Source organism: Phycisphaeraceae bacterium (assembly GCA_019636655.1).
Taxonomy (GTDB): Bacteria; Planctomycetota; Phycisphaerae; order Phycisphaerales; family UBA1924; genus JAHBXB01.
In genome coordinates, this window is sequence record JAHBXB010000001.1 from 1189920 (window position 1) to 1210431 (window position 20512).

Annotated in this window: 11 protein-coding genes; 2 read left to right on the plus strand and 9 right to left on the minus strand. The window is 66.4% G+C overall.

The annotated features are described in order from the left end of the window. The first annotated feature begins 40 nt into the window (after positions 1–40). Positions 41–925: an NAD(+)/NADH kinase gene (locus KF745_05050; protein MBX3357778.1), complete on the plus strand. Its 885-nt coding sequence runs from the start codon at positions 41–43 to the stop codon at positions 923–925. Between the two features lie 18 nt (positions 926–943). Here the strand turns inward: KF745_05050 and KF745_05055 are convergent, their stop codons facing one another. Further along, the gene (locus KF745_05055; protein MBX3357779.1) at positions 944–1543 is read right to left on the minus strand and encodes a fasciclin domain-containing protein; all 600 of its coding nucleotides are present in this window, start codon (positions 1541–1543) and stop codon (positions 944–946) included. Between the two features lie 336 nt (positions 1544–1879). On the opposite strand from KF745_05055, the gene KF745_05060 reads away from it, so the two are divergent. Then, entirely contained in the window at positions 1880–2563 is a 684-nt protein-coding gene (locus KF745_05060) for an alpha/beta hydrolase (GenBank protein ID MBX3357780.1), read from the plus strand. On the opposite strand, the gene KF745_05065 is transcribed toward KF745_05060, so the two are convergent. The 8 genes from KF745_05065 to acpP form a co-directional block, all read right to left on the minus strand. Beyond that, positions 2564–5383: a CHAD domain-containing protein gene (locus tag KF745_05065; GenBank protein MBX3357781.1), complete on the minus strand. Its 2820-nt coding sequence runs from the start codon at positions 5381–5383 to the stop codon at positions 2564–2566. It lies immediately after the preceding gene. A 95-nt stretch (positions 5384–5478) separates the two neighbouring features. Then, the gene (locus tag KF745_05070; protein MBX3357782.1) at positions 5479–6516 is read right to left on the minus strand and encodes a hypothetical protein; all 1038 of its coding nucleotides are present in this window, start codon (positions 6514–6516) and stop codon (positions 5479–5481) included. Positions 6517–6617: 101 nt separating this feature from the next. Continuing rightward, the gene (locus KF745_05075; protein MBX3357783.1) at positions 6618–13172 is read right to left on the minus strand and encodes a filamentous hemagglutinin N-terminal domain-containing protein; all 6555 of its coding nucleotides are present in this window, start codon (positions 13170–13172) and stop codon (positions 6618–6620) included. Positions 13173–13248: 76 nt separating this feature from the next. After that, positions 13249–15072 carry a ShlB/FhaC/HecB family hemolysin secretion/activation protein gene (locus KF745_05080; protein ID MBX3357784.1) on the minus strand — a complete coding sequence of 608 codons (1824 nt, stop codon included), beginning with the start codon at positions 15070–15072 and terminating at the stop codon, positions 13249–13251. Between the two features lie 791 nt (positions 15073–15863). Continuing rightward, entirely contained in the window at positions 15864–17870 is a 2007-nt protein-coding gene (locus KF745_05085) for a glycoside hydrolase family 15 protein (protein MBX3357785.1), read from the minus strand. Positions 17871–17934: 64 nt separating this feature from the next. Further along, positions 17935–18261, minus strand: coding sequence for a FliM/FliN family flagellar motor switch protein (locus tag KF745_05090; GenBank protein ID MBX3357786.1), 327 nt, complete (start codon positions 18259–18261; stop codon positions 17935–17937). 56 nt (positions 18262–18317) lie between these two features. Then, positions 18318–19598: a beta-ketoacyl-ACP synthase II gene (fabF, locus tag KF745_05095; protein MBX3357787.1), complete on the minus strand. Its 1281-nt coding sequence runs from the start codon at positions 19596–19598 to the stop codon at positions 18318–18320. 33 nt (positions 19599–19631) lie between these two features. Then, the gene (acpP, locus tag KF745_05100) at positions 19632–20117 is read right to left on the minus strand and encodes an acyl carrier protein (protein MBX3357788.1); all 486 of its coding nucleotides are present in this window, start codon (positions 20115–20117) and stop codon (positions 19632–19634) included. Positions 20118–20512 lie beyond the last annotated feature (395 nt).

Sequence of the window (20512 nt, forward strand, 5' to 3'; positions counted from 1 at the left end):
GTTCGCATCCTGCGATCGCTTCGCCACTAGACTCTTCGTCATGCCACGGCGTGTGCTGCTGCTGGTAAACCGATCAAAGCCCGACGTGATCGCTGCGCTTGAAGAGGTCCGCGAACTGCTTGCCTCGCACGCGAGGGTGGTCGCCGAGTCGGATGCCGCCGCGGAGGAGCCGCTTTCGGAGGCCGAAGCGGCGGGCGCTGATCTGATCGTCGTGCTGGGAGGAGACGGGTCGATCCTGTCCGCCGCGCGACGCAGCGTCCATCTCGGTCTGCCAATGCTCGGGGTCAACCTCGGCAAACTGGGGTTCATGGCGGAGTTCGATCTGGCGGCGCTCCGCGAGCAGGCGCCGGCCTTGTTCTCTGGCGGGGCGCTGCTTGAGCAGCGGCGGCCGCTCATCAGCGCCCAGGTCTTCGCCAACGGCGAGCCCAGGTTCCAGGGGTTGTCGCTGAACGATGCCGTGATCACGGCGGGCCCGCCGTTCCGGATGATCTCGATGTCGCTGTCGATCGATGGTGCGATCGGGCCGCGCGTGATGGGCGACGGTTTGATTGTCTCGACGCCGATCGGATCCACGGCGTACAACGTTTCAGCAGGTGGGCCGATCCTCGCCACCGAGCTCTCGGCGTTCGTGATCACTCCGATCGCCGCGCACTCGCTGGCGTTTCGGCCGGTCGTCGCGGCGTCGTCGAGCACGATCGAGATCACGATGGAATCGGTCAACCAGGACGGCGGCCGGCGGGTGAACTCGGGAACCACGCTGGTGCTCGATGGGCAGCCGAGGACGCACCTCTCGGCCGGAGAGCGTGTCCTGATCACGCAGCACAAAGCGACCATTTCGTTTGTGCGAAACCCGAAAGGCTCGTACTGGGCCACGCTGCTGAACAAGATGAACTGGGCTGCCCAGCCACGCTCACGGAACCGGTAACGGCTCCGCACTCGATGTCTAATGGGCCGAGCGGTCCGCCGATTTGTCGTCCGTTGCGGTCTTTGCCTTCGGTTTGGGCAGGAGAACCGTGTCGACGACATGGACGACCCCGTTCGAGCACTTGATGTCGGTCTTGACGACGACCGACATGTGCGCGGGATCGTTGCCGATGTAGACCTTTCCTTCCTTGACCCCCACCAGGAAGCCCTGGCCCTGCAGGGTCTTGGAGCACTCCCGGATCTTCGTCAGGTCGCAGCCCATGACCGTGCGGCCGCTGATGATGTGAAACTTGAGAATGTCCGCCAGCTGTTCCTTGTTCTCCGGCTTGAAGATCGACTCGAGCGTTTCGGGCGGGAGCTTGGCGAATGCCTCATCAGTCGGGGCAAAGACGGTCAGCGGGCCTTCGCCGGACAGTACGCTGTCCAACTCGGCGGCCTTGAAGGCCTCAAGGAGCTTGGAATGGCGACCGGTGGCCGCGAGCGACTTGGAGACGTTCTCCGCGGCTGCGGGAGCGGCATTCGCTGGGCGGCTCTCCTTGCCATCTGTCGCGGGCTGCCCCGGGGTACCAAGAACAGTCGAAGCGAGCCCAATCGTGGCAAGAGCCATCGCGCGGTTCATCACCCAGTTTCCTATCATCTTCCGAACCCTACCGGGTTCCGGGCACAGGAATTGATCTGCCGCGGCCCGTTTACGCGAGTTTGGCGCTGGTGGAACACCCGTGCGACCGGCTTTGTTCCAGCCCAACGACGTTGACGTGTGAGATGTGGAGGTCGGCCGTCCATGAAGCACCGGAGTATCTCTCGACGCATCCTCAGATCGGCTGGATGGCTGGCTATTGGCTACATCGGGTGGTGCACCGTGCTCATGTCATGCGAATCCCGGCTGCTCTACCCCCGGGATCTGGTCGGGCCGGCGGTTCGTGTCCTGTCCAGTGAAGACGGGGAGGTCGTCTGGATGGCGCTACCCGACGGAGCTCGGGTCGAAGGGTGGTTCCTTCCCGGGCTGGGACGCGATGCCGCGAACCCGGGGCCCTTGGTGATCTACGCCCACGGCAACGCGGAACTCATCGAGCAGAACCTGGGCAGGGCGCGGATGTATCAGGACCTTGGGATCTCGGTGCTGATGCCCGAGTACCGCGGATATGGACGATCCGGCGGCAGCCCGGGCGAGGCCGAAATCGTCGCCGACTTCGGTCGATTCGCGGAGTGGGCTGCCGGCCAGCCTGAGGTGGATCCTCGCCAGGTGGTCTACCACGGGCGCTCATTGGGAGGGGGCGTAACGGCGCAGTTGGCCGCGAGGCGTCCCCCATTCGCGATGATCCTTGAGTCGTCGTTCACCAGCGTCACGTCGATGGCGTGGTCGTTCGGCGTCCCGCCGTTCTTGGTTCGCAACACCTACCGCACCGACCTTGTGTTGCCGGGCCTCAACCGGCCTCTCCTGATCATCCACGGAACCGACGATGACATCATCCCGGTGGTCCACGGCCGCCGGCTGCATGAACTGGCTCCTGGTTCAACCCTGGTCGAACTTGCGGGCACGCACAACGATTTTCCGCAGGACGAGCGGGCGTATCGAGCCGCGATCAGAATGTTCCTGGATGAACACGGGCTCGTGCCGGCGAATGCGCCCGCACCGTGATCAGCATCCGCGGATCGACCCGGACAACCTGGACTCCTCGACCGGGGTCGGGTCGGGCTGGATCTCGGAGGGTGGGGCGGCCCACTCGAACCGGGCCTGCAGACCGAAGGCGCGAGTCAGCAGCGAGCACTTTCGCTGCGCACCCCAGATATCAACTGTCGGCTCCGGGTCCGCTTCGACGGTGAAGATCGCCTGGCCGTCGGAGGTCGACAGCCGGACCCCCTGAACTCGCTGCGTGTGTGTGCGGTCCAGTCCATCGGCGATCCGCAGGATGGCCGCGAGCGCCCGGACCGTGCGGCGGTCTTCCTTCGGCAGACGGGCGAACGAGCGGTGGCGGCCCTTCGGCTCAGCCCTCCTGTGGTAGCGGGCGAGGTGGGCAATGATCTCGACCTCCCGGGCCGAAAAGCCGGGGAGATCGGCATGAACGATCAGGTGGTAGGAGTGCTTGTGGTGGCGCGCGTAGTTGATGAGATAGCCAACGTCGTGCACAAGCGCCGCGGCCTCAAGCAGTACGCGGTGGCGGGGAGACAGGTCTGACGCATGGCCGTCGCCCACGGCGGCAAGTTGATCGAAGATCTGGAGCGCCAGCCTGGCGACGTGAGTGCAGTGGCGGTGCTCGTAACCGCACGCTCGCGCAAAGCGGCGGACAGACCGGAGGGGATCCCTCGGATCGGCGTGGCGCCCACCGCTGTCCCGGGCGTCCGCCGTGTCGGTCCCGTGCGGAAAGGCGTCCTGGACCATCGTGAGCAGGAGCCCATCGCGGATGCCGCCCTCATGAGCCTTGATCACGTCGATCTCGAGGTGGCGCATGACGCAGTCCACGATCGTCAGCCCGGCGACGATGATGTCCGCACGATCGGCGCTGAGCCCTGGCGTTCGGGCACGCTCTCGCAGCGGCGTCTTCCGGAGGTTGTCCAGCAGGTGCCGGACTTCAAACCGCCGGACCTCGTGTCCCTGGACCGAACCGGCGAAGAGGCCATCCGCAGCGGGACCGAGGTTCGCGTGCAACACCATCGACGCCAGTGTCGTGATCGTGCCGCCGGTTCCGATGAGCATCAGCGGCAGGAACTGCGGCGACCCAATGTGGCGATCAAGGTCCTTGCGCACAGCCTTGCGCATCTCGTCAAATCGAGGACCAGCGCACTGCTCTGGCCCGCCGAACCGCTCGGTCAGCCGCACCGCCCCCTGGGGGATCGTGTAGATCCGCTCAATCACGCTGCCGGGGTTTGCCGGCGCCGAGAGGATGACCTCCGTGGAACCGCCGCCGATATCGACTACCGCCGACCGTGCCGCCGACAGATCGACCGCGTTCGAGGCCGAGAGGTAGGCCAGACGCGCCTCCTCCTCCGCGCCGACGACCTGGAGTTCAACCCCTGCCTGCGAGCGGACTCGGTCGAGAAACTCATCGCGGTTTGACGCCTCGCGAACGGCCGCGGTGCCAACCACGCGCAGCGCCGCAACCCCGTAGCCGTCGGCGATGGTTCGCATGCGCGTGATGGCCACAGCCGCGTCCATCATTGCCCGGTCGTCCAGCCGCCCGGTCGCATCGATGCCCCGACCGAGGCGGGCGATCTCCTTCTCATCATCGAGGACGCGGTAGGAGCCGTCCGGGGCGGCTTCGGCGATGATGAGCCGAATGGAGTTTGTGCCGACGTCGATTGCGGCGATACGGATCGGGCCTCCGTGATCGGGCGTCAGCGGCGACGCCGGTGGAACACTCCCAGCGGCGGCGGCAACTCGATTCACGTCGGCCAGGACGACGACCTCAGGAGGCGCCGGGGGGCCGGGCCGCGCGCCAGCTTGCGGGGCTAATGGCCTGAACTCTGCACTCGCGGCGCGAACAATCGCGCGCAGGTCGTCAAGCAGCGTCTCGCCTCCGGTGCGGTTCCAGCCGCCGAGGAACTGATCGTGCTGGTGGCTGAGCTGGCCCCGTCGCTGATCGATGAGCGACGCCAGCCCCGCACGGAGCTGGGGAGTCCACTTCGCCGCGAGCCCGATCTCGACGGAACCCTCGCTGCGATCAAGGCGGGCTGCAATCGCTTCAAGCCGCAGCAGTTCCTGGTGGGCGTCGTTCACCGACCCCATCTTCTCCTGAATCCGGGCGATTCCGCGGCTGGCGGCTCGCACCAACTTCCGATCGAAGATCGTTCCGAACAGTTCGACGACGTACCGCAGCCTCTTGGTGACCAAGCGGAGCGAGTGGAGGTTGTCGATGACGCTCAGATCCGCCTCTGCCGCGCTGACGAAAGCCTGCATGCCGGTCTCGATCGCTCCCGTGGCAACCGCGGCCAGTGTCCGGTGGACACCGGTTGCCTCCGGCCTGCGATCCTGGGTGGCCGACTCGACAAGTGCCCGGCCGAGGCGGCGGAGTCGTGCCGGCGAGTGCTTCTTGGCCGCCGCGACGACCTCGGCTTGCGCGACGGAACGGTCGTGGGTGGTGATGGCGATCAGGTGATCCAGAAGCGGGGTCAGCGAGGGCTCGACCTGGTCCCTCGCTTCTCGGAGCCTGGCGAGGTGGACGTCCGAGTCGCGTGCATCGCCGGCGGCTCGCCGGATCTTCTTCAACCGGCGGAGCGCCTTGTCTGCGGTGTCGCGGTCTAGGGCCGGCTCGAAGGCCTCAACTGCGGCCTCCGCTCGGCGCGTGGCAACTCGGAGCTGATGGATGTACTCGGGATCCTTGTGAGAGCGGCTCGATGCAAGCTTCAGGAGCACGCCGACGGCATCAAGCCGCGTGGTGAAGACGCGGCGTGCCGCCGCGGCAACGGCCATATCCGGCCGCAATCCCTTCACCCACTTGCACTTGCTGGTCTTGTACGTCATGGGGTGTCCACGGGCCCCGGGCGGAGACGGTCCAATCGTGACCGGCAGAAGAGTCTATCGCTGGGTCGCCGCGAGCGGGAGCCCTGCCTGCCCCACTACTGCTTCAGACCGGCTGCCGGCGTCTCGCGGGGAGCCCGCAAACTCCGATTCTCGCTGTACTTAATGAACGAGGCGACCTCCCCATCCGTCGGGGCGCTCGAGGTCCAGGCCGCCGCGTACAGGGCGGCAAGCATGGAAGCCGCATCCGTGAGGCGGGCCTCGATAAACGCCTTTCCCTCCGGACCGGTGAGCCTGCCGTCCTTGTGCAGTTGGTACAAGGGTTCGACGGCCGCGTGAGACCGCTTGATGTACGCGATCACATCGTTGAACGGGTCGGCGGCGTTGATCGCTGGGAGAGGGCTGCTGATCGGGGGGATGGTGTCGGTGCTTAGAGAATGGATGCTGAGAATCGCCGAATCGATGTACGAGTGAAACGACCATTCGGTGGTGTACCCACCCGGGTTCGCTCCGACCCAGCCATGGTGGTGGATCGTGGTGTGCAGCGGCTGGGCGCAGTCACCGACGTAGTGCGAGAGGATGCCCATCTCTGCGATGATGTTCAGACGAGCCAGCGCGACCAGGTCATCCCGTCCCTGCTCGCCGACGGCCTGGAGGATGCGGTACGTGTTGAACGCGGAACGGAGTTTCGCGTAGTGCTCGACGATGGCCCACGGGGCGAGCCCCGGCCACTCCTGGCTTCCGTCCGCGTTCTTCCGCCGGTCGTAGGGGTCGACCCTCTCCGGATGGACATGCTTCGCCACGATCAGCGCCTGCATGTAGTCGTACCGGAGCGGCGGGAGCGAGTCGATGGTGAGCCCGAACTGCTCGAGCTGCTCGATATCGATGTAGTGCTCGGGGTTGTTCTCGTGCGCCAGGGCGAGCACCGGCGTCCCCCGCCAGCGGTCGGGCTCGTTGGCCTGCTCGGCGATCATGGCGCTCGTGGCGGGGTCCCTGAGGAATGCGGGCATGTCCGCCGGCAGGGCCGCCAGAGCCAGCAGCGTGACGGTCCGGTGTCCGTGCCCGCCCCAGGCCAGCGCCCCGGCGGGAATCAGGACACAGATGACAGCGACGAGGCGGGTGATCGTGGTACGCATGGGTGGGTGAGCTATTGGGATCCCCAGCAACCACAGCGCACCAACACCGCGGCTGTCGGCGAATGTGAACGAGCACCAATTCTAGACGCCCGTGGTCGGGCCTAGACCCCGGCGGTGTCGGGACGGGCGAGGACAACCTCCTCCAGCTGGACGGTCGTCAGGCCGTCGGGCGTCAGGTCCCTGAGGACGGCGGTACGGGCGACCGACTGCTCACCCGACGAGAGGCTCAATGCCGACAGAGCGCCGAAGAGCGTCTCGAGGTTTGCAATCGTCCGAGACGCATCGGCCGTCTGCGGCGTGGAGTCAACAAACGACCGGAAACGGACCGCATCGAACCGTGCCGGCGCACCGGACTGCTGGTAGCGGATGTACGCATCGGCCAGGCTGGCCCGGATCTGCGCTGCACGCGCGGCACGGGCAGTCGGATCCTCATCACCCTGCGGGAAGATCTGCCGGTACGCATCCGAGACCGCCCGCACCTGCTCGGGCGACAGACGGTTGGCGGTGAGCTGCGTGGTCCTGGCATTGACCATGGACGGAACGTCGTTGTACAGCGCCCGACCGACCAGCGATTGCACGACCTCTTCGGCCGTCATGCCACGAACGACCAAGCCGAGGGGGCCGAGACTGGAGACGAGTTCGCCGTACGGCGTCGCGTCCGGAACGTACAGGCCGGAGGTGATCGGGCTCGGATCGCTGCCGGCGATCACGGTGGCGATATTGGTGTTGCTCGGACCCTGGGCCCGAAGGTCGAGGGTGACCCCGGCCAGGTCCATGACTCCCGCCGATACGGTGCCGAACTGGCGGAAAGTAAAATTGTTGAGGTTCGAGTTGGTCGAGCCGGTGCCGCTCGATGTCGCGAACACCGGGTTCGGCAGCGCGGCGTTCTCGATCGTCGGCACCACCGAGAACGTCACGTTGCCCCCAGCGACGTAGTCGATGCCCGAATCGGCGATCAGCTGCCCGTTCGAGGCGAACAGGGCGCCTGGGACCCGGTTCCGGACGAGGATCGCGGGGGAGGAGACCGACATGTTGCCCAGGGCGGCGAGATCGCCGATGTTGGCATTCCGGCCCGACGCGATGGTGAGGTTCCCGAGCGCCGAGAGCTTCTCGTTCAATCCCATGATGAAATCACGGGACACGACGATGCTCGCGGCGAACGCGGGGAGGAAGGTTGAGTCGGAGATCGAGAGCGGCGATCCATCCGCGTTGCGCTGGCGGAACGTGATCGACGCCACTTCTGCGGGCAGCGACCGGCCGTCGACGCCGCGGACCGGATCGTAGTTGAGGTACAGATCGTTCAACGCCGCCGTGGCGCCCACCGCCCCACCGAAGTTGATGGTCGGGATGTTGAAGCCCACCACGGAGGTATCAACCAGCAGCGTGAGATTGCGTGGGCTGGACGACGAGTCGGAGTTGATCGTTCCCGAGAACGTAATCGAACCGCCACCAAGAGCGCGGATCGCGGCATCGGCCGTCAGCACGGCCGCGTCATTGATCGTGATCGATCCGCTGGTGGTTGTGATGTCGCCGCCGATCCGCGTGGAGCCGTCGGCGTTGGTGAACAGGGACGCGAGGGGGCCGACACCGCCCACGGTGCCGCCGAAGGTCGTTACGCCGCCGTTGGCGGAGTTGACGATCAATGACCGCGCCACGCTGCCGGCCGAGTTGACCGACGAGGTAAACGCCACGTTGTTGCCCGAGATGACCGCATCAGCGGTGAGAGACAAAGGACCCGCAAAGGAGACGTCTCCGCCGTTGCTGCTCGCGTTCCCGCCAAGTCGAATGTCGGACGCCGAGACCGACAGCGACTGGTTGCCGACGGCCACCGTTGAATCGAACGTCACCCCGTCGGCCACGGGGATGGAGAGCCCGCTCAGGGGGGTCACCCCACCAACAGCCCCGGCGAAGAGCACTGTGCCGTTACCGGGGTTGACCGTGAGGTTGTGCGTGCCGTTGAGCGGACCGAAGAAGCTGATGTTCCGATTGGACCCGAGCGTCGACACGGTGAGGTCGCCGGCCAACACGATCGATCCGGTCAGCGAGATCGGGCCCGCGGGGGAGGTGACGTTACCGCCGAGGATCACGGCGCCCGCGTCGGCAACGACGCCGCCCTCTCCCGACACATTCACGGTGCTGTCGAACGAGACCGTGTCGTTGCCGCCGGTGCCTGTTGCCGATAGGGACGAAGCAGTGACCGCGCCGATGTTCGCCGTCTCGCTGCCGTCATTATCAGAATCAACGGTGACAGTCAGTGAACCGGTGCCGAGGTTGATGGCGCCGGTGTTGATTCGGCCCTCGGAGTTCAGCACGAGGCCCGCGGCGTTCGACGACGAGACGGTGCCCAGCGCGATCACGCCGTCGTTTCCGGAAGAGAACGTGTGGGTCGTGCCCGCGGCGCCCGCGAGCACGATCGAGTTCACGCCGGACGCAGCGGTGAGCGATCCGCCAGGCGTGAGATTAACCCCGTCGGCGATGTCGACCACACCCGCGTTCTGGATCGTCAGATCGCCGGAGGGTGCGAGGGTCGAGGTGATCGAGATCGTGTCGTTGCCATCCGTGCCCGCGCCGAGCGTGACGTTCCCGGCGGTCATCGAGCCGACCGTCAGCGTCGCGCCCTGCGTGTTGGAATCCGAGTCAGCGATGGCCGAGAACGCCCCGGTCCCGATGTTCACCGAGCCCAGCGCCAGGTTGCCCTGAGCCGCGACGGAGAGGTTGGCGGAGGTATTGTCGGCAGTGACCGGCAGCAGCGTGATACTGCCGCCATTCACTGCGAGGATCGTCGTATTCGACTCGTTCGCTCCAGTGAGCCTGAGTCCGCCGGTTGGGGCGGTCATCAGGATGTCGCCGGCGGCGGACACCGTCACCGCCGCGAGGCGGATGGCGTCGGACGCGTCGGGTGACGAGTCGGTGTCCGCGTTCAGCGTCAGCCCGGCCGAGAGGGTGGTCAGGTTCGTCTCAATATCGATCGAGTCGTCCGCGTTGACGGCCAGCGAGTTGAACGTGGACGCATTGTTCAGGAACCGGACCGTTCCGCCATCAGCACCGGAGGTGAGCGTCACAAACCCGGTCACGCCCGACGAAGCCTCCTGGGTGACGTTGTCCACGTCGATGCGGTTGGTATTGGCGCCCCCGAGCGAGAGCGACCCCGCGGAGATCCTGGAGAGTTCGTCCGTCGTAATTGTCATGTCCCCGGTCGCGTCGCCCAGACCGATCGACTTGTTGGGCGAGGAAGACCGGATAGTGACCGCGTTGGCGCCCGCGGTGATATTGCCGTCGAGCGAGAGGTCAGCCGTAACAATGTTGAGCGCGGCACCCGTGGTGACGGTCGTGCCTGCGGCGACCGTGAGACCACCGGTTCCGTCCGCATCGGTATCCGTGTTGATGCCGACAGCGCCCGAGGAGGCGTTCAGGCTGCTTAGCAGGCGGGTGCCCGAGGCGGAGTTCAGGGTCAGCGCACCCTGGGCCTGAATCCCGCCGGTCAGTGCGGAGAGTGTCATGGCGCCGGCCGAGGTGATGGTGCGATCGGCGCCGATCGTCAGGGCATCGCCGGAATCGGCGCCGCCATCGGAGTCCGCATCAAGGCTGAGATCGCCGACGGTCGTGCTCAGGTCCGCCGAGACGGTGATCCCGTTGTCAGCATTCGCGACAAGGGTCGGGAATGATGAGGCGCCGCCGGAGAACGTGATGCTCGACCCGTTGCCCCCCGCAAGGAGGGTAACCGTCCCTGCGATATTCGAGAGGTTGGCGGAGGTCACGCCGTCGGCAACGATATTGCCGCCAAGATTCACGCGGCCCAGTTCCAGCGAGTCGGCCGTGATACGCGAGAGTTCGGCGCCGGTGATGCTCATCGCGCCGCTGACCGAGGCGTTGCCCAGGGCGATCCCGGGAGCCGCGGTCGAACTGACCACCGTCTGGCCGGTGCCGGAGTTCAGCGTCCCTTGCAGGTCGAGGTCCGACGCGTTGACGAACAACTGAGAGTTCGAGGTCGAGAGTGGTACGGTCGGAGCGACGACGAGCGAGCCGGATCCGTCCGAGTTGGCGTCGGCGTTGAGCACCATGGCGCCGGCGGTGGTCGCAACGCCAGCGTTCGCCGTGATCCCGCCGTTCGCAACGGCGCTGAGCGAGCGGAACGTCGACGAGCCGCCCTGGAACTGCACCGTCGCATTGGAGGCAAGGGCATTGAGCGTCGTGGTCCCGGCAATGCCGTCGCTCTCGGAGGCGAGGATGTTGTCGACCGTAATCTGGGTGGCCAGGTTGTTGCCGACGATCAGGTTCGCCGCCGTGATCAGGTCGAGTTCCGCTCCCGAGATCGCGAGGTCTCCGGTCGCATCGCCGAGACCGATGGTGCCGGCGGAGGCGCGACCGAGCGACAGGCTTCCTGCGCCGGCATCGATCGCTGCAGCGATCGTCATGTCCCCCGCAGTCGCGGTGATATCGCCACCGCCGGACGTGATCGTCCCCGGGACGCTGGTGGTCAGAACGCCTGAACCGTCCGCGTTTCGATCAGCCGCGATCTGGATGGTCCCGCCGACGTTGGTCACCGGGGCATCTACCGCGACGCCCTGTGCCCGGACCCGGATCAGGGGCGCGAAGGTCGTCGAGCCGACGCTCTGGGCGAGCGTGATCGCCCCGAGCGAGGAGACACCGATGCTCCCGCCGCTGGTTGTGATGCCCGTCGGGCTTCCAAGGAGCGCGTTGCCGACGGTGAAGTCCTGGAGACTTGAGAGCCAGATGCCGCCCGCGTGCGTGACGCCCGAGACGTCGGTCACATCAAGCCGCATCGGCCGCGGCTCGACCCCGACGCCGCCGTTGCCGGCAATCTCGAAGGCCGCCGATCCGGCGGTGATGATCGACGAATCCTCGGACCTGACGATGGACGAGAAGCTCGTCGTCCCCAGGTTGCGGATAACCACATCGCCCGTGGTGATCAGCGAACCGACCGAGAGATTCCCGGAGGTCGAGTTGGTCAGGCCGGCGCCGTCGAGGATGCTCAGCGAGATGTTGCCCGTGCCCGCGTTGATCGAGGCCCCGGGGGCGAACGTGATTGTCGCCGCGCCGGCCCCGCGGTCGGCATCGACCACGCCCGCGGCGGCCGTCTCGTTCGCGGTCAGGCTGACCGCCCCGTCGTTGGTCGAGATGTTGGCCCCGACGTTGATGGACCTTCCGGCCTGCATCGTCAGGCTCAGGCCAGAGCCAGACATCGCGATCGCCTCGGTGACCAGAATGTCCTGGTTGGCCTGAAGCACAACGTTTGCCGCGGCGCTGTTGATGGTCGCGGCGGCGATCGTGACATCGCTCGACGGCGTATCGCCGAACTGATCGACGTCGTCGAGCGTCGCCCCACCGCCGGGCGCAACCGTGATGTCGCGCGGGTCCAGCAGCAGCGTGCCCGTCTTGCCATCACCCGAGCCGCGCAGATCCGCACGGCCGGCAAAGACGAGATTCTGCTTCCCGGAGACTTCGGCGAACCCTCCGTCCCCCCCCTGCGCCCCCTTCGCGCTGACCGTGCCGCCGAACTTGGTTACCTCGTCGGCCCAGACAATTACCTTGCCGCCATCGCCCTGCTGCGTGGCGTCGGCCGAAATCGTGGAATCCGTGGAAACGAACGTCCTCTTGGCGTTCGGCACATCGCCGTTCTTGCCGTAGCGGCCCTGGAAGTCGCCGCCAATCAGAACCTCGCCGCCGCCCGCAGCGCCCGAGGCGTCGATCGAGGCGTGATTGATGCTGACTCGATCACCCAGGACCCGCACGGAGCCACCGGTCTCACCGGCCGTCCGGGTTGACGCATCCAAGGTTCCGCCCACTTCGACGATCGCGCCGCGGCCCTGACCGCCCTGGAGCGTGATGTCGCGTGCCGCAACCGAGCCCGAGTTTGAGATCGCCAGCGAGTACATGTCACCCGCGGCCATCGTGACACGGCCGGACCGGGCCTGAATGCGGCCCGAGTTGGTGACCCCGGCCTGAGGCGACGCGGGTGTCGCGGCCGCGGCGACGGCGCCGCCTTCGACCTTGACGATGATCCGGCCGTCGAACTCGCCGAGGTACACATCATCCCCGGCGGTCATCGTGACCACGCCGGTATCCGCCAGCACGGTGCCGTGGTTGGCCACATACCGCCCGATCAGGTTGACGGACGAGGCGGTGATCATCCCGGAGTTCACGACCGAACCGGAGACATCGGTGAAGTGGTTGATGCCGGCGAGGAAGTTCTGGTTGGAGAGGTTCGCGGCGGCGGCGTAGAGACCGCCGACATTGACGACGGCGCCGTTGCCAAACATCACGCCGGCGCGGTTGACGAAGTACACCGAGCCGTTCGCGCTGAGCGAGCCGTCGATCCTCGTCGGCATCGCGGAGTCGATCCGGTTCAGGACCCGCGAGGTGGCCCCGGGCTGGATGAACCGCACGGACTCGGCAGCGCCGATGTTGAACGACGAATAGTTGATGATCGCGTTGTGACTGGCGGTGATGGTCGTGTTTGCGCCGTTCTGCACAAACGCGGCCGTCCCGTGCACCACGGACGGGTTCTCCGGCCCGGCCAGCACCGGCCCGGAGATCAGCCCGACCACGCCGGCGCCTGCGAACACATACCGCCCCAGGCCCAGACCAATGACACGGCCGGCCAGTCGGGGATGGATGCTCCAGGGCTTCAACATGTGAACCTCCGAACTGCTCTCGCCGCCGGGCCTGCCGGGGCGTGGTGGTGGTACTCGCCGACTATTCGCAGCAAACCTAGTAGAGGATCGTCGCTGAGAAATTGACGCGGTTGTCGCCCGCATCGGTGCCCGGGATATCCCGCAGCGCGAAGCCCCAGTCCAGTCTCAGGATCAGGTTGTTCTTGAACTGGAACCCCGCGCCGATGCCGGCACCCATCAGCGTCTCGTTCGACTCGTACGGCTGGATGTCGCTGTTCTCCGCGTAGCCGACGTCGAAGAAGGCCGAGAGCACCAGGTCCCAGTCCGCCGGTCCGTAGGGCTGCTGTGGCGTCCAGCGGAAGGGCTGGCCAAAGAGCGGGGTCGCCTCGGGGTTGGGCTGCAGGCCCAGAGCCCTGGGGAGGTGGAACCGGTACTCGATGTTGCCGATCAGGGCGGTATCTCCGGCCACCGCCGCCTCGGGATAGCCGCGCACCGTGTACATGCCGCCGATAATCTGCTCTTCCTGGGGGATCAGGCGGTAGTCGAACGCGTACTGGCCCCTGAATGCCCCGTAAATCTCGTGAGCCAAGGTGCTCTGCCCCGCGGCAAAGGCCGTCGGGAACAGCAGCGGCTCGAGGTAGACCGACTGGCTCACATCCCACTTCAGGGTCAGCCAGTCCGTGTCAACATCCAAGCGACCCAGCAACTGGGCTTCCTCGGTGCTCGTTCCGGCGACTCCGGGGAGGTTGAACTCGAACGCGATCAGCGCGTTGGTGTTGGCGGTCTGCGTGTACCGGTCGAGCCGGACGCCAAACCTCGGGATGAAGAAGTCGTCGTTGCCCTCGATGTCGGCCAGCTGGTTGTCGACCTGGTAGTTCTGCCAGCGAGCGCCGCCGAACACATCGATGAACAGCGGCCCCCGCTGGTAGACATTCGCGGTGATCTCGCCGCCGGCGTCCCACCCGTCTCCCTTGAACTTCTCGTCCGCGAAGCCCAGGTCCGAAGCTGTGAACGTGTTCCAGTCGCCAAAGACGCGCCAGCGGTATCGGTCCGAGCCGAGCAGCGGGGCGTCGTACGACCCGTTGAACGAGTAGGTCTCTTGAAACGACGCGGTTGAGAAGATCAGGCTGAGGATGTCGTCGTTGTTGGTCAGCTGGAAATCGGTGAACCCGATGCGCTCAACCCATTCACTGGTCTCTTCGGTACCCGTGTTCGAGACCTGGCCCCAGAGCACCCACGGCTTCTTCTCGCTCACCAGATAGTCGAGCACTACGCCGCCCGGCTCGGTGGCCGGCGCCAGTGATGCGTCCACCTGGCGCGCGGGGAACCGGTTGAGCCGGAAGATGTAGTCATCAAGTTCGGGGCGGTTGATGATGTCGCGCCGCACCGCCGGGTCCGGCCCGGCCGGCTGGATCGGTGAGTTGCGGATGATCCTGGCGTGCAGCGGGTTGTTGATCCGCGCGTCGGCGGGAATCCGGTCGCCCGAGGCGACGGTCCTGACGTCCTTCACGAGGCCCACCCGGATGATGATGCCCATCTCGGTCTTGCCGAAGGGTCGCAGGTCCTTGCCCCACTCGGGATCCTCCCGGTCAGCGGGCTGGTAGATGTCCTCGTCCGACGGCGAGACAAGAACGGCGATGATGCCGCGCCGGGAGAACTCGGCAAGGATCGCACGATTCACCTGGGCGATCGCGCTCGCGTAGTACCTCTCAACGCCCCGGTCCCGCACCTCTCCGATCCGGAGCCGCACAACCGGTGTCCCCTCCCGCGGGGCGACGTATCCGTCCTCGACGCGGCCCAGGTCGACCTCAACCATGGCGAGCTCGTCGATCATCGGAAGGCCCTGGGTCTCCTGGGCGTACCTGAGGACAAACGCGCTCACCGGATAGATTGGGCCCTCCTCCGCCACAACGGTCCGCATCTGTGAGGCGTCGTAAGCCGAGCCCGAACGAGTCACCACAACAGGGGGTGGCGAGGCCGGCTCGGGCTGAGGGTTCGGCGACGCCCCTGGGCGCGGCGTCACAACCGCCGCGGGCTCGCCGGGTTGCGCGTAGCCCTGGGCCACGACATGGGTCGACGCCATCAAGCCGGCCAAGGCGGCAAGGGCCGCCGCGCGGCCACGCGGGCGAGCTTGAGGTCCCCTCAAACTCGGAAGATCCGAACCGGGCATACCGCCTCCGATGCATCTGCACCATCAAACTGCATGGCAACGGGCCGATCATCGGACCGGCCTTGCGCCCACGGACACAATCCGGGCTCTCGCCCGGCCCTCCATGAAGGCACGAGGCTAACGCCATGGCGCAGCGGCATCAAGTCAGGCCGGGCTCGCCCGGCCAGGCGGGTGCTTGGGTTGACGACCTGGTTATTGGGCGGGCGGGGAGAGCCACGGGGTCCCGGGTGCCCGTTTCGCCCGAACGGGCTGGAGTTGCACCTCGACCGATTCGATGCACCTAGACGGCTGGTTGGGCAGAGCCCGGCTCGGCCTTCTCTGGAGCAGCACCATGCGCCGACCGATTTCGTGCCTGGCCGGAATTGTCCTTGCCGTGACTGCGATTGGGTGTTCAGCCGCCCCCGCGCCAAGGCCGGTGGCAAGCGCTGCGCCTGCCTCTCTCTCGGCCGGCGACTCCATCGGTCAGTTGACGTTCCGGCCGCGGACCGCGCCGTCGGGCCGGGCCGTCGCCGGAGCCGATCTGTTCGACCGGTAGCGCCGGGCTACGCGACGCGCGATTCCTGAGCGGCCCCGGGCAACGCCTGGCCGCCGAGTCGTGTGTACTGCTTCAGATACTCGACGACCGCCGTGACCAGGGTGGCCTGGCTCCAGGTGAGCGGGCTCACGCTCATGGGCACCCCGTTGTACGGGTGATACTGCTCGGCCAGGACCCCGGAGGGCTTGGTGCGCTTGACCGCCCACTCCAGGATCGGAAGGGCCTCCCGCAACTCGTCGAGCGTGGTCGCACGGGCGATCAGGTATTGGGCCTGCCACAGCGTGCAGATGACCCACGGGTTGCCGGGGACTGCATCCGTGTTCTCCCGCTCGACCTGGTGGTAGTAGTCCCGCTCGTACCGCGCACAGCCGCCGATCGGCGTCCGCGCCCAGAGCCGCTCCCGGATCGACGTCATCTCGGCCCCGACCCGCTCATCGTGCACCGGCAGGGCGCCGAAGGCCCATATGGCGTAGTTGGCCGAGTCCCGAGTCATGTCGAGCTGGTACGTCCCGTCCTCCAGTGGCACAGCCATGCGGGCGAACTGCTTCGACTCTGGATTCCACAGGTGCTTCAGGAGCGCGGCACGCATCCGATTGGCCGCGTCCAGCCACGAGTGGGCCCGATCGTCCTCGCCAAACTCGGCGGCGAACCGCGACGCCGCGGTGAGGGCCCCGATCGTCGCGGCGACCGTGAACGTGTGCACCCCGCGACGCTCCTCCCAAAGGTCCCACGACGGCTTCGGCAGCCCGTTGTAGTCGCGGTATTCCAGCATCCACTGGGCCGGCTGGGCGACGAGGGCCTGGTAGAGTGGCCGCACGAAGTCGGCCTCGCGGAACGCCTCGAAGTGCTTGCGAAGTGCCCAGAGCACCAGCGCTGTCTCGTCCTGTTGCACGGGAAGCACCGGGTTCCCGTCGATCATCCACGGATGCCACGACGAAGCCAGGTGCCCCGCGGGGGAGTACTTGTGCAGGAAGTACCCGTTCCGATGGATCGTGCGGGCGCAGTACCGGAAGAACGACCGCGAGATCTCCGGGTGGCCCGTGAGGATCAGCGCGTTGGCGATGAGCGCCCCATCGCGCGGCCAGCAATATGAGTAGTGGTCGCCGGCGTAGTGGGCGACGTCCGAGTCATTCGCCGCGATGATCGCCCCCCGGTTGTCGATCTGCGTTCGCGTGATGAGCTGGCTGCGAACGAACAGGTCTCGAAGGCTCTCCGGCAGCACACCGAGCTCGAGCGGATGCTTGGTTGCCCAGAGACGCCAGTAGGCGTCGGTCCGCTGGAGGATCCGGTCAGGGCCCCGTTCCCAGGTCGCCCGGTGGAGGCGGCGGACCATGTCGTACGAGTCGCCGCAGATCAGCCAGAAATGAGCCGTGCCGGAGGCGCCCGCGGCAACCTGGACGTTGAACCCCACGGTCGCGTCCACCGACCCCTGGCTGATGGCGTTGCGCCCCAGCAGGCCGTCCTCCGCATCTCGCCACGTCCCCTCGGCACCCCCCATGCGCTTGGTGCCGATCGACCAGTGGTCGATCCGCGGCCTGTGCGAATCACATCCATTGATCAGGAAGTACGAGTCGTCTTTGTACATGACGACGCCGTGCGTCTCCGGGTCGTAGTTCGCGGTGTCGCCCAGCGGCGTCTCGCGGATCGACAGGTCAATGTGGAAGAACAGCCGGACATTCCGGGGCCGGCCTTCCAGATCTCGCACTGTCACCCGCCGGATGTACACCGGATCCTGGCAGTCCACCGCGTCGTTGCAGATCAGTTCGAGCCCGAGCCGTGGGCTCGTCAGGCGCACCTCGGTCACCAGGGTGTCGGTGCGATACCGCAGTTCGCGGTGCCAGGACTCATCCTCGACCCAGGCAAACTGACCGTCGACCCAGACCCCGAACCGCTGGACATGCCCGCCTGTGTGGTTGAACCGGCCGACCATCGGATAGTACAGATCCCGAACTCGATACAGATGATCGAACGTAATCAACAGGTCGCCGTTGCCGACGGGAATGTCGCGGGGCATGGGTGCGGGGCCTCCTTCTCGGGAGGGTACTGATCGGCCGGGCGTCCACGTCGAAATAGCCCGCTCAGGCAGCGGGCGCTGCCGAGGCACCCGCGTGCGATGGTAGGGCCTCACCATCGGCGGCCCCGATCCCAAGGGCTTCGATCCGGGCCTTGAGGTCGCCGATGTAGGAGATGCGGATCCCGAAGTTCTCCCCCACTTTCACGGCGTACCCGGTGGCCACCGGCTTGTTGTTCACAAGCAGGTGAAGTTCATCGTCCGCCCGCTTGGGCAGTTCGATGATCGAACCGGGCACCAGGGACACCACGTCGGCAAGGCGACTCTGCCGCTCGCCGATCACGACGATGAGCGGGACTTCGAGGTGCAGCACCCGATCCAGGGTGGGAGACATGCACGGGTTATCGGCGTTGAACCCGCTGTCGCTGCAGCGGCAGCCGCTGCGTGACGCTAGGAGTACCGCCCGACCACCAGTGTCACGTTATGGCCGCCGAACCCGAACGTGTTGTTCAGGACGTACTTGATCCGGCGCTCGCGGGCGTGATGCGGGACCAGGTCGAGGTCGAACGACTCATCCGGGTTGTCCAGGTTGATGGTCGGCGCGATGATCCCGTCCCGCACCGCGTGGATACACGCGATCAGCTCGACCGCCCCCGAGGCCCCGAGGCAGTGGCCGTGCATCGACTTGGTCGATGACATCAGCAGTTTTCCACCAGCGGACTTGCGGGCGTGATCGCCGAAGACCGAGATGCACGCGGCGACCTCCGCCTTGTCACCCAACGGCGTCGACGTGCCGTGAGCATTGATGTAGTCGATCTGCTCCGGGTTCAAGCGGGAATCCTCGAGCGCCCACCGCATGGACCGTGCCGCCCCGCGCCCCTCCGCATCCGGGGCCGTGATGTGGCTGGCATCGGAACTGTTCGCCGAGCCGAGTAGTTCCGCGTAGATCTCCGCACCGCGGGCCCTGGCGTGTTCCTCCGTCTCGATCACAAACATGGCCGCGCCCTCGGCGAGCACGAACCCGTCGCGGCCGACGTCGAAGGGGCGGGAGGCCCGTTCCGGCTCATCGTTCCTCGTGCTCAGGGCCTTCATGGTCATGAAGGCGCCGATGCACAGGGGAGAGACCGCGGCTTCGGCGCCCCCCACCACCATCACGTCCGCGCGGCCGCGGCGCATGATCTCGATCGCCTCGCCGATCGCGTGGCCCGAGGAGGCGCACGCCGTGGCATGGGCCGAACCGGGCCCGCGCAGGCCGTACTGAATCGATATCCCGCCGGTGCACGCGTTCACCATCAGGCGGGGCACCGTGAACGGGTTGATGCGGTCCGGCCCCCGGTCTCTCATCACGAGGACGCCGTCTTCAATCGTTTGAATGCCGCCCACGCCCGAACCAACGACCACCCCGCAGCGTTCCGGGTCCTCCCGGCTGAAATCGATCCCCGAGTGCGCCACGGCCTCTCCGGCAGCGCAGAGACCGAGCTGAGCGAATCGGTCGAGGCGGCGCGCCTCTCGGCCCTCGATCCACTTGGTCGGATCGAAGTCCCTGACTTGCCCGGCAATCTTGACCGTCCACTTGTCGTACTTCGTGAACGTCTCAGCGGTGATCGGCGAGATTCCACTGCGCCCCTCCCGCATTCCGGCCCACGTCGACGGCGCATCGCAACCGAGATCGGTCACAGCACCGATCCCGGTAATGACCACTCGCGTTCCGGGTGCGTTGGCGTGCGCCATTGCGGGGTTAGGGGCTCCGGCCGGGCGCGGAGGCTATTCCTTGCCCTGTGCCTGTTTGATGAAGTCGATGGCTTGGCCGACCGTCTTGATCTTCTCGGCCTGCTCGTCGGGGATCGAGGTCTCGAACTCATCCTCGAGTTCCATGACCAGTTCCACGGTATCCAGGCTGTCGGCGTTCAAATCCTCCACGAAGGAGGTATCCCGCGTGATTTTGCCCTTGTCCGCCCCCATCTGGTTGGCGACGATTTCGATCACTTTCGCTTCGATTTCTTGTTCGGTCACGATCCGGTCTCCATGCGCTTCCGGAGCGGCCGTGACGGCCCGGCCCCATCGAAGCAGACGCCAAATATATCCGCCACGCCCCTCTGAGGCCAAGCGCGCCCCGGACGGGTCCCCGACATTGCGGCCCGGCGCTCCCGCAAGTGCCCCTCCCGGGCGTTGGGACCGGGGCCAATGGCCCGGCCGCAAAATTATTGCCCGGGACGATCCCGGGCATTGGCGCCGGCGTAGATGGGGCATGATGCATCGCACCGCCTTGGAGAGAGCGGGCACCAGGTGAGAGAATCAGTCCGGCCGCGAAGAGCAGTGACGATCGCGGCAGTCCGCAAGACCCGGTGCGACGAACGAATCAGTGAACAGGACCGATAATGTCTCGCCCCGTGCAGCGCCCGGTGATGGACGCCGCTCGCGCGGGGAGAGTCACCAAGTCGAGATTCTGAGCGCGGCGTTCGCGTTCAGAGGAACGAGATCGTGAGTGGCGAAGTGGGCTCGCCATTCACGGCTCGTTTCCTTTTTGCGCTCCGGCCCAAGCGCGTCAAATGCGCTGTGCGGCGGGAAGGAACATCGCAGTGGAGGCGTCGTACCGAATGGTCGATGAGGGAGGGTCGAATAGCGGACCGGGCCGTTGTTGTCCT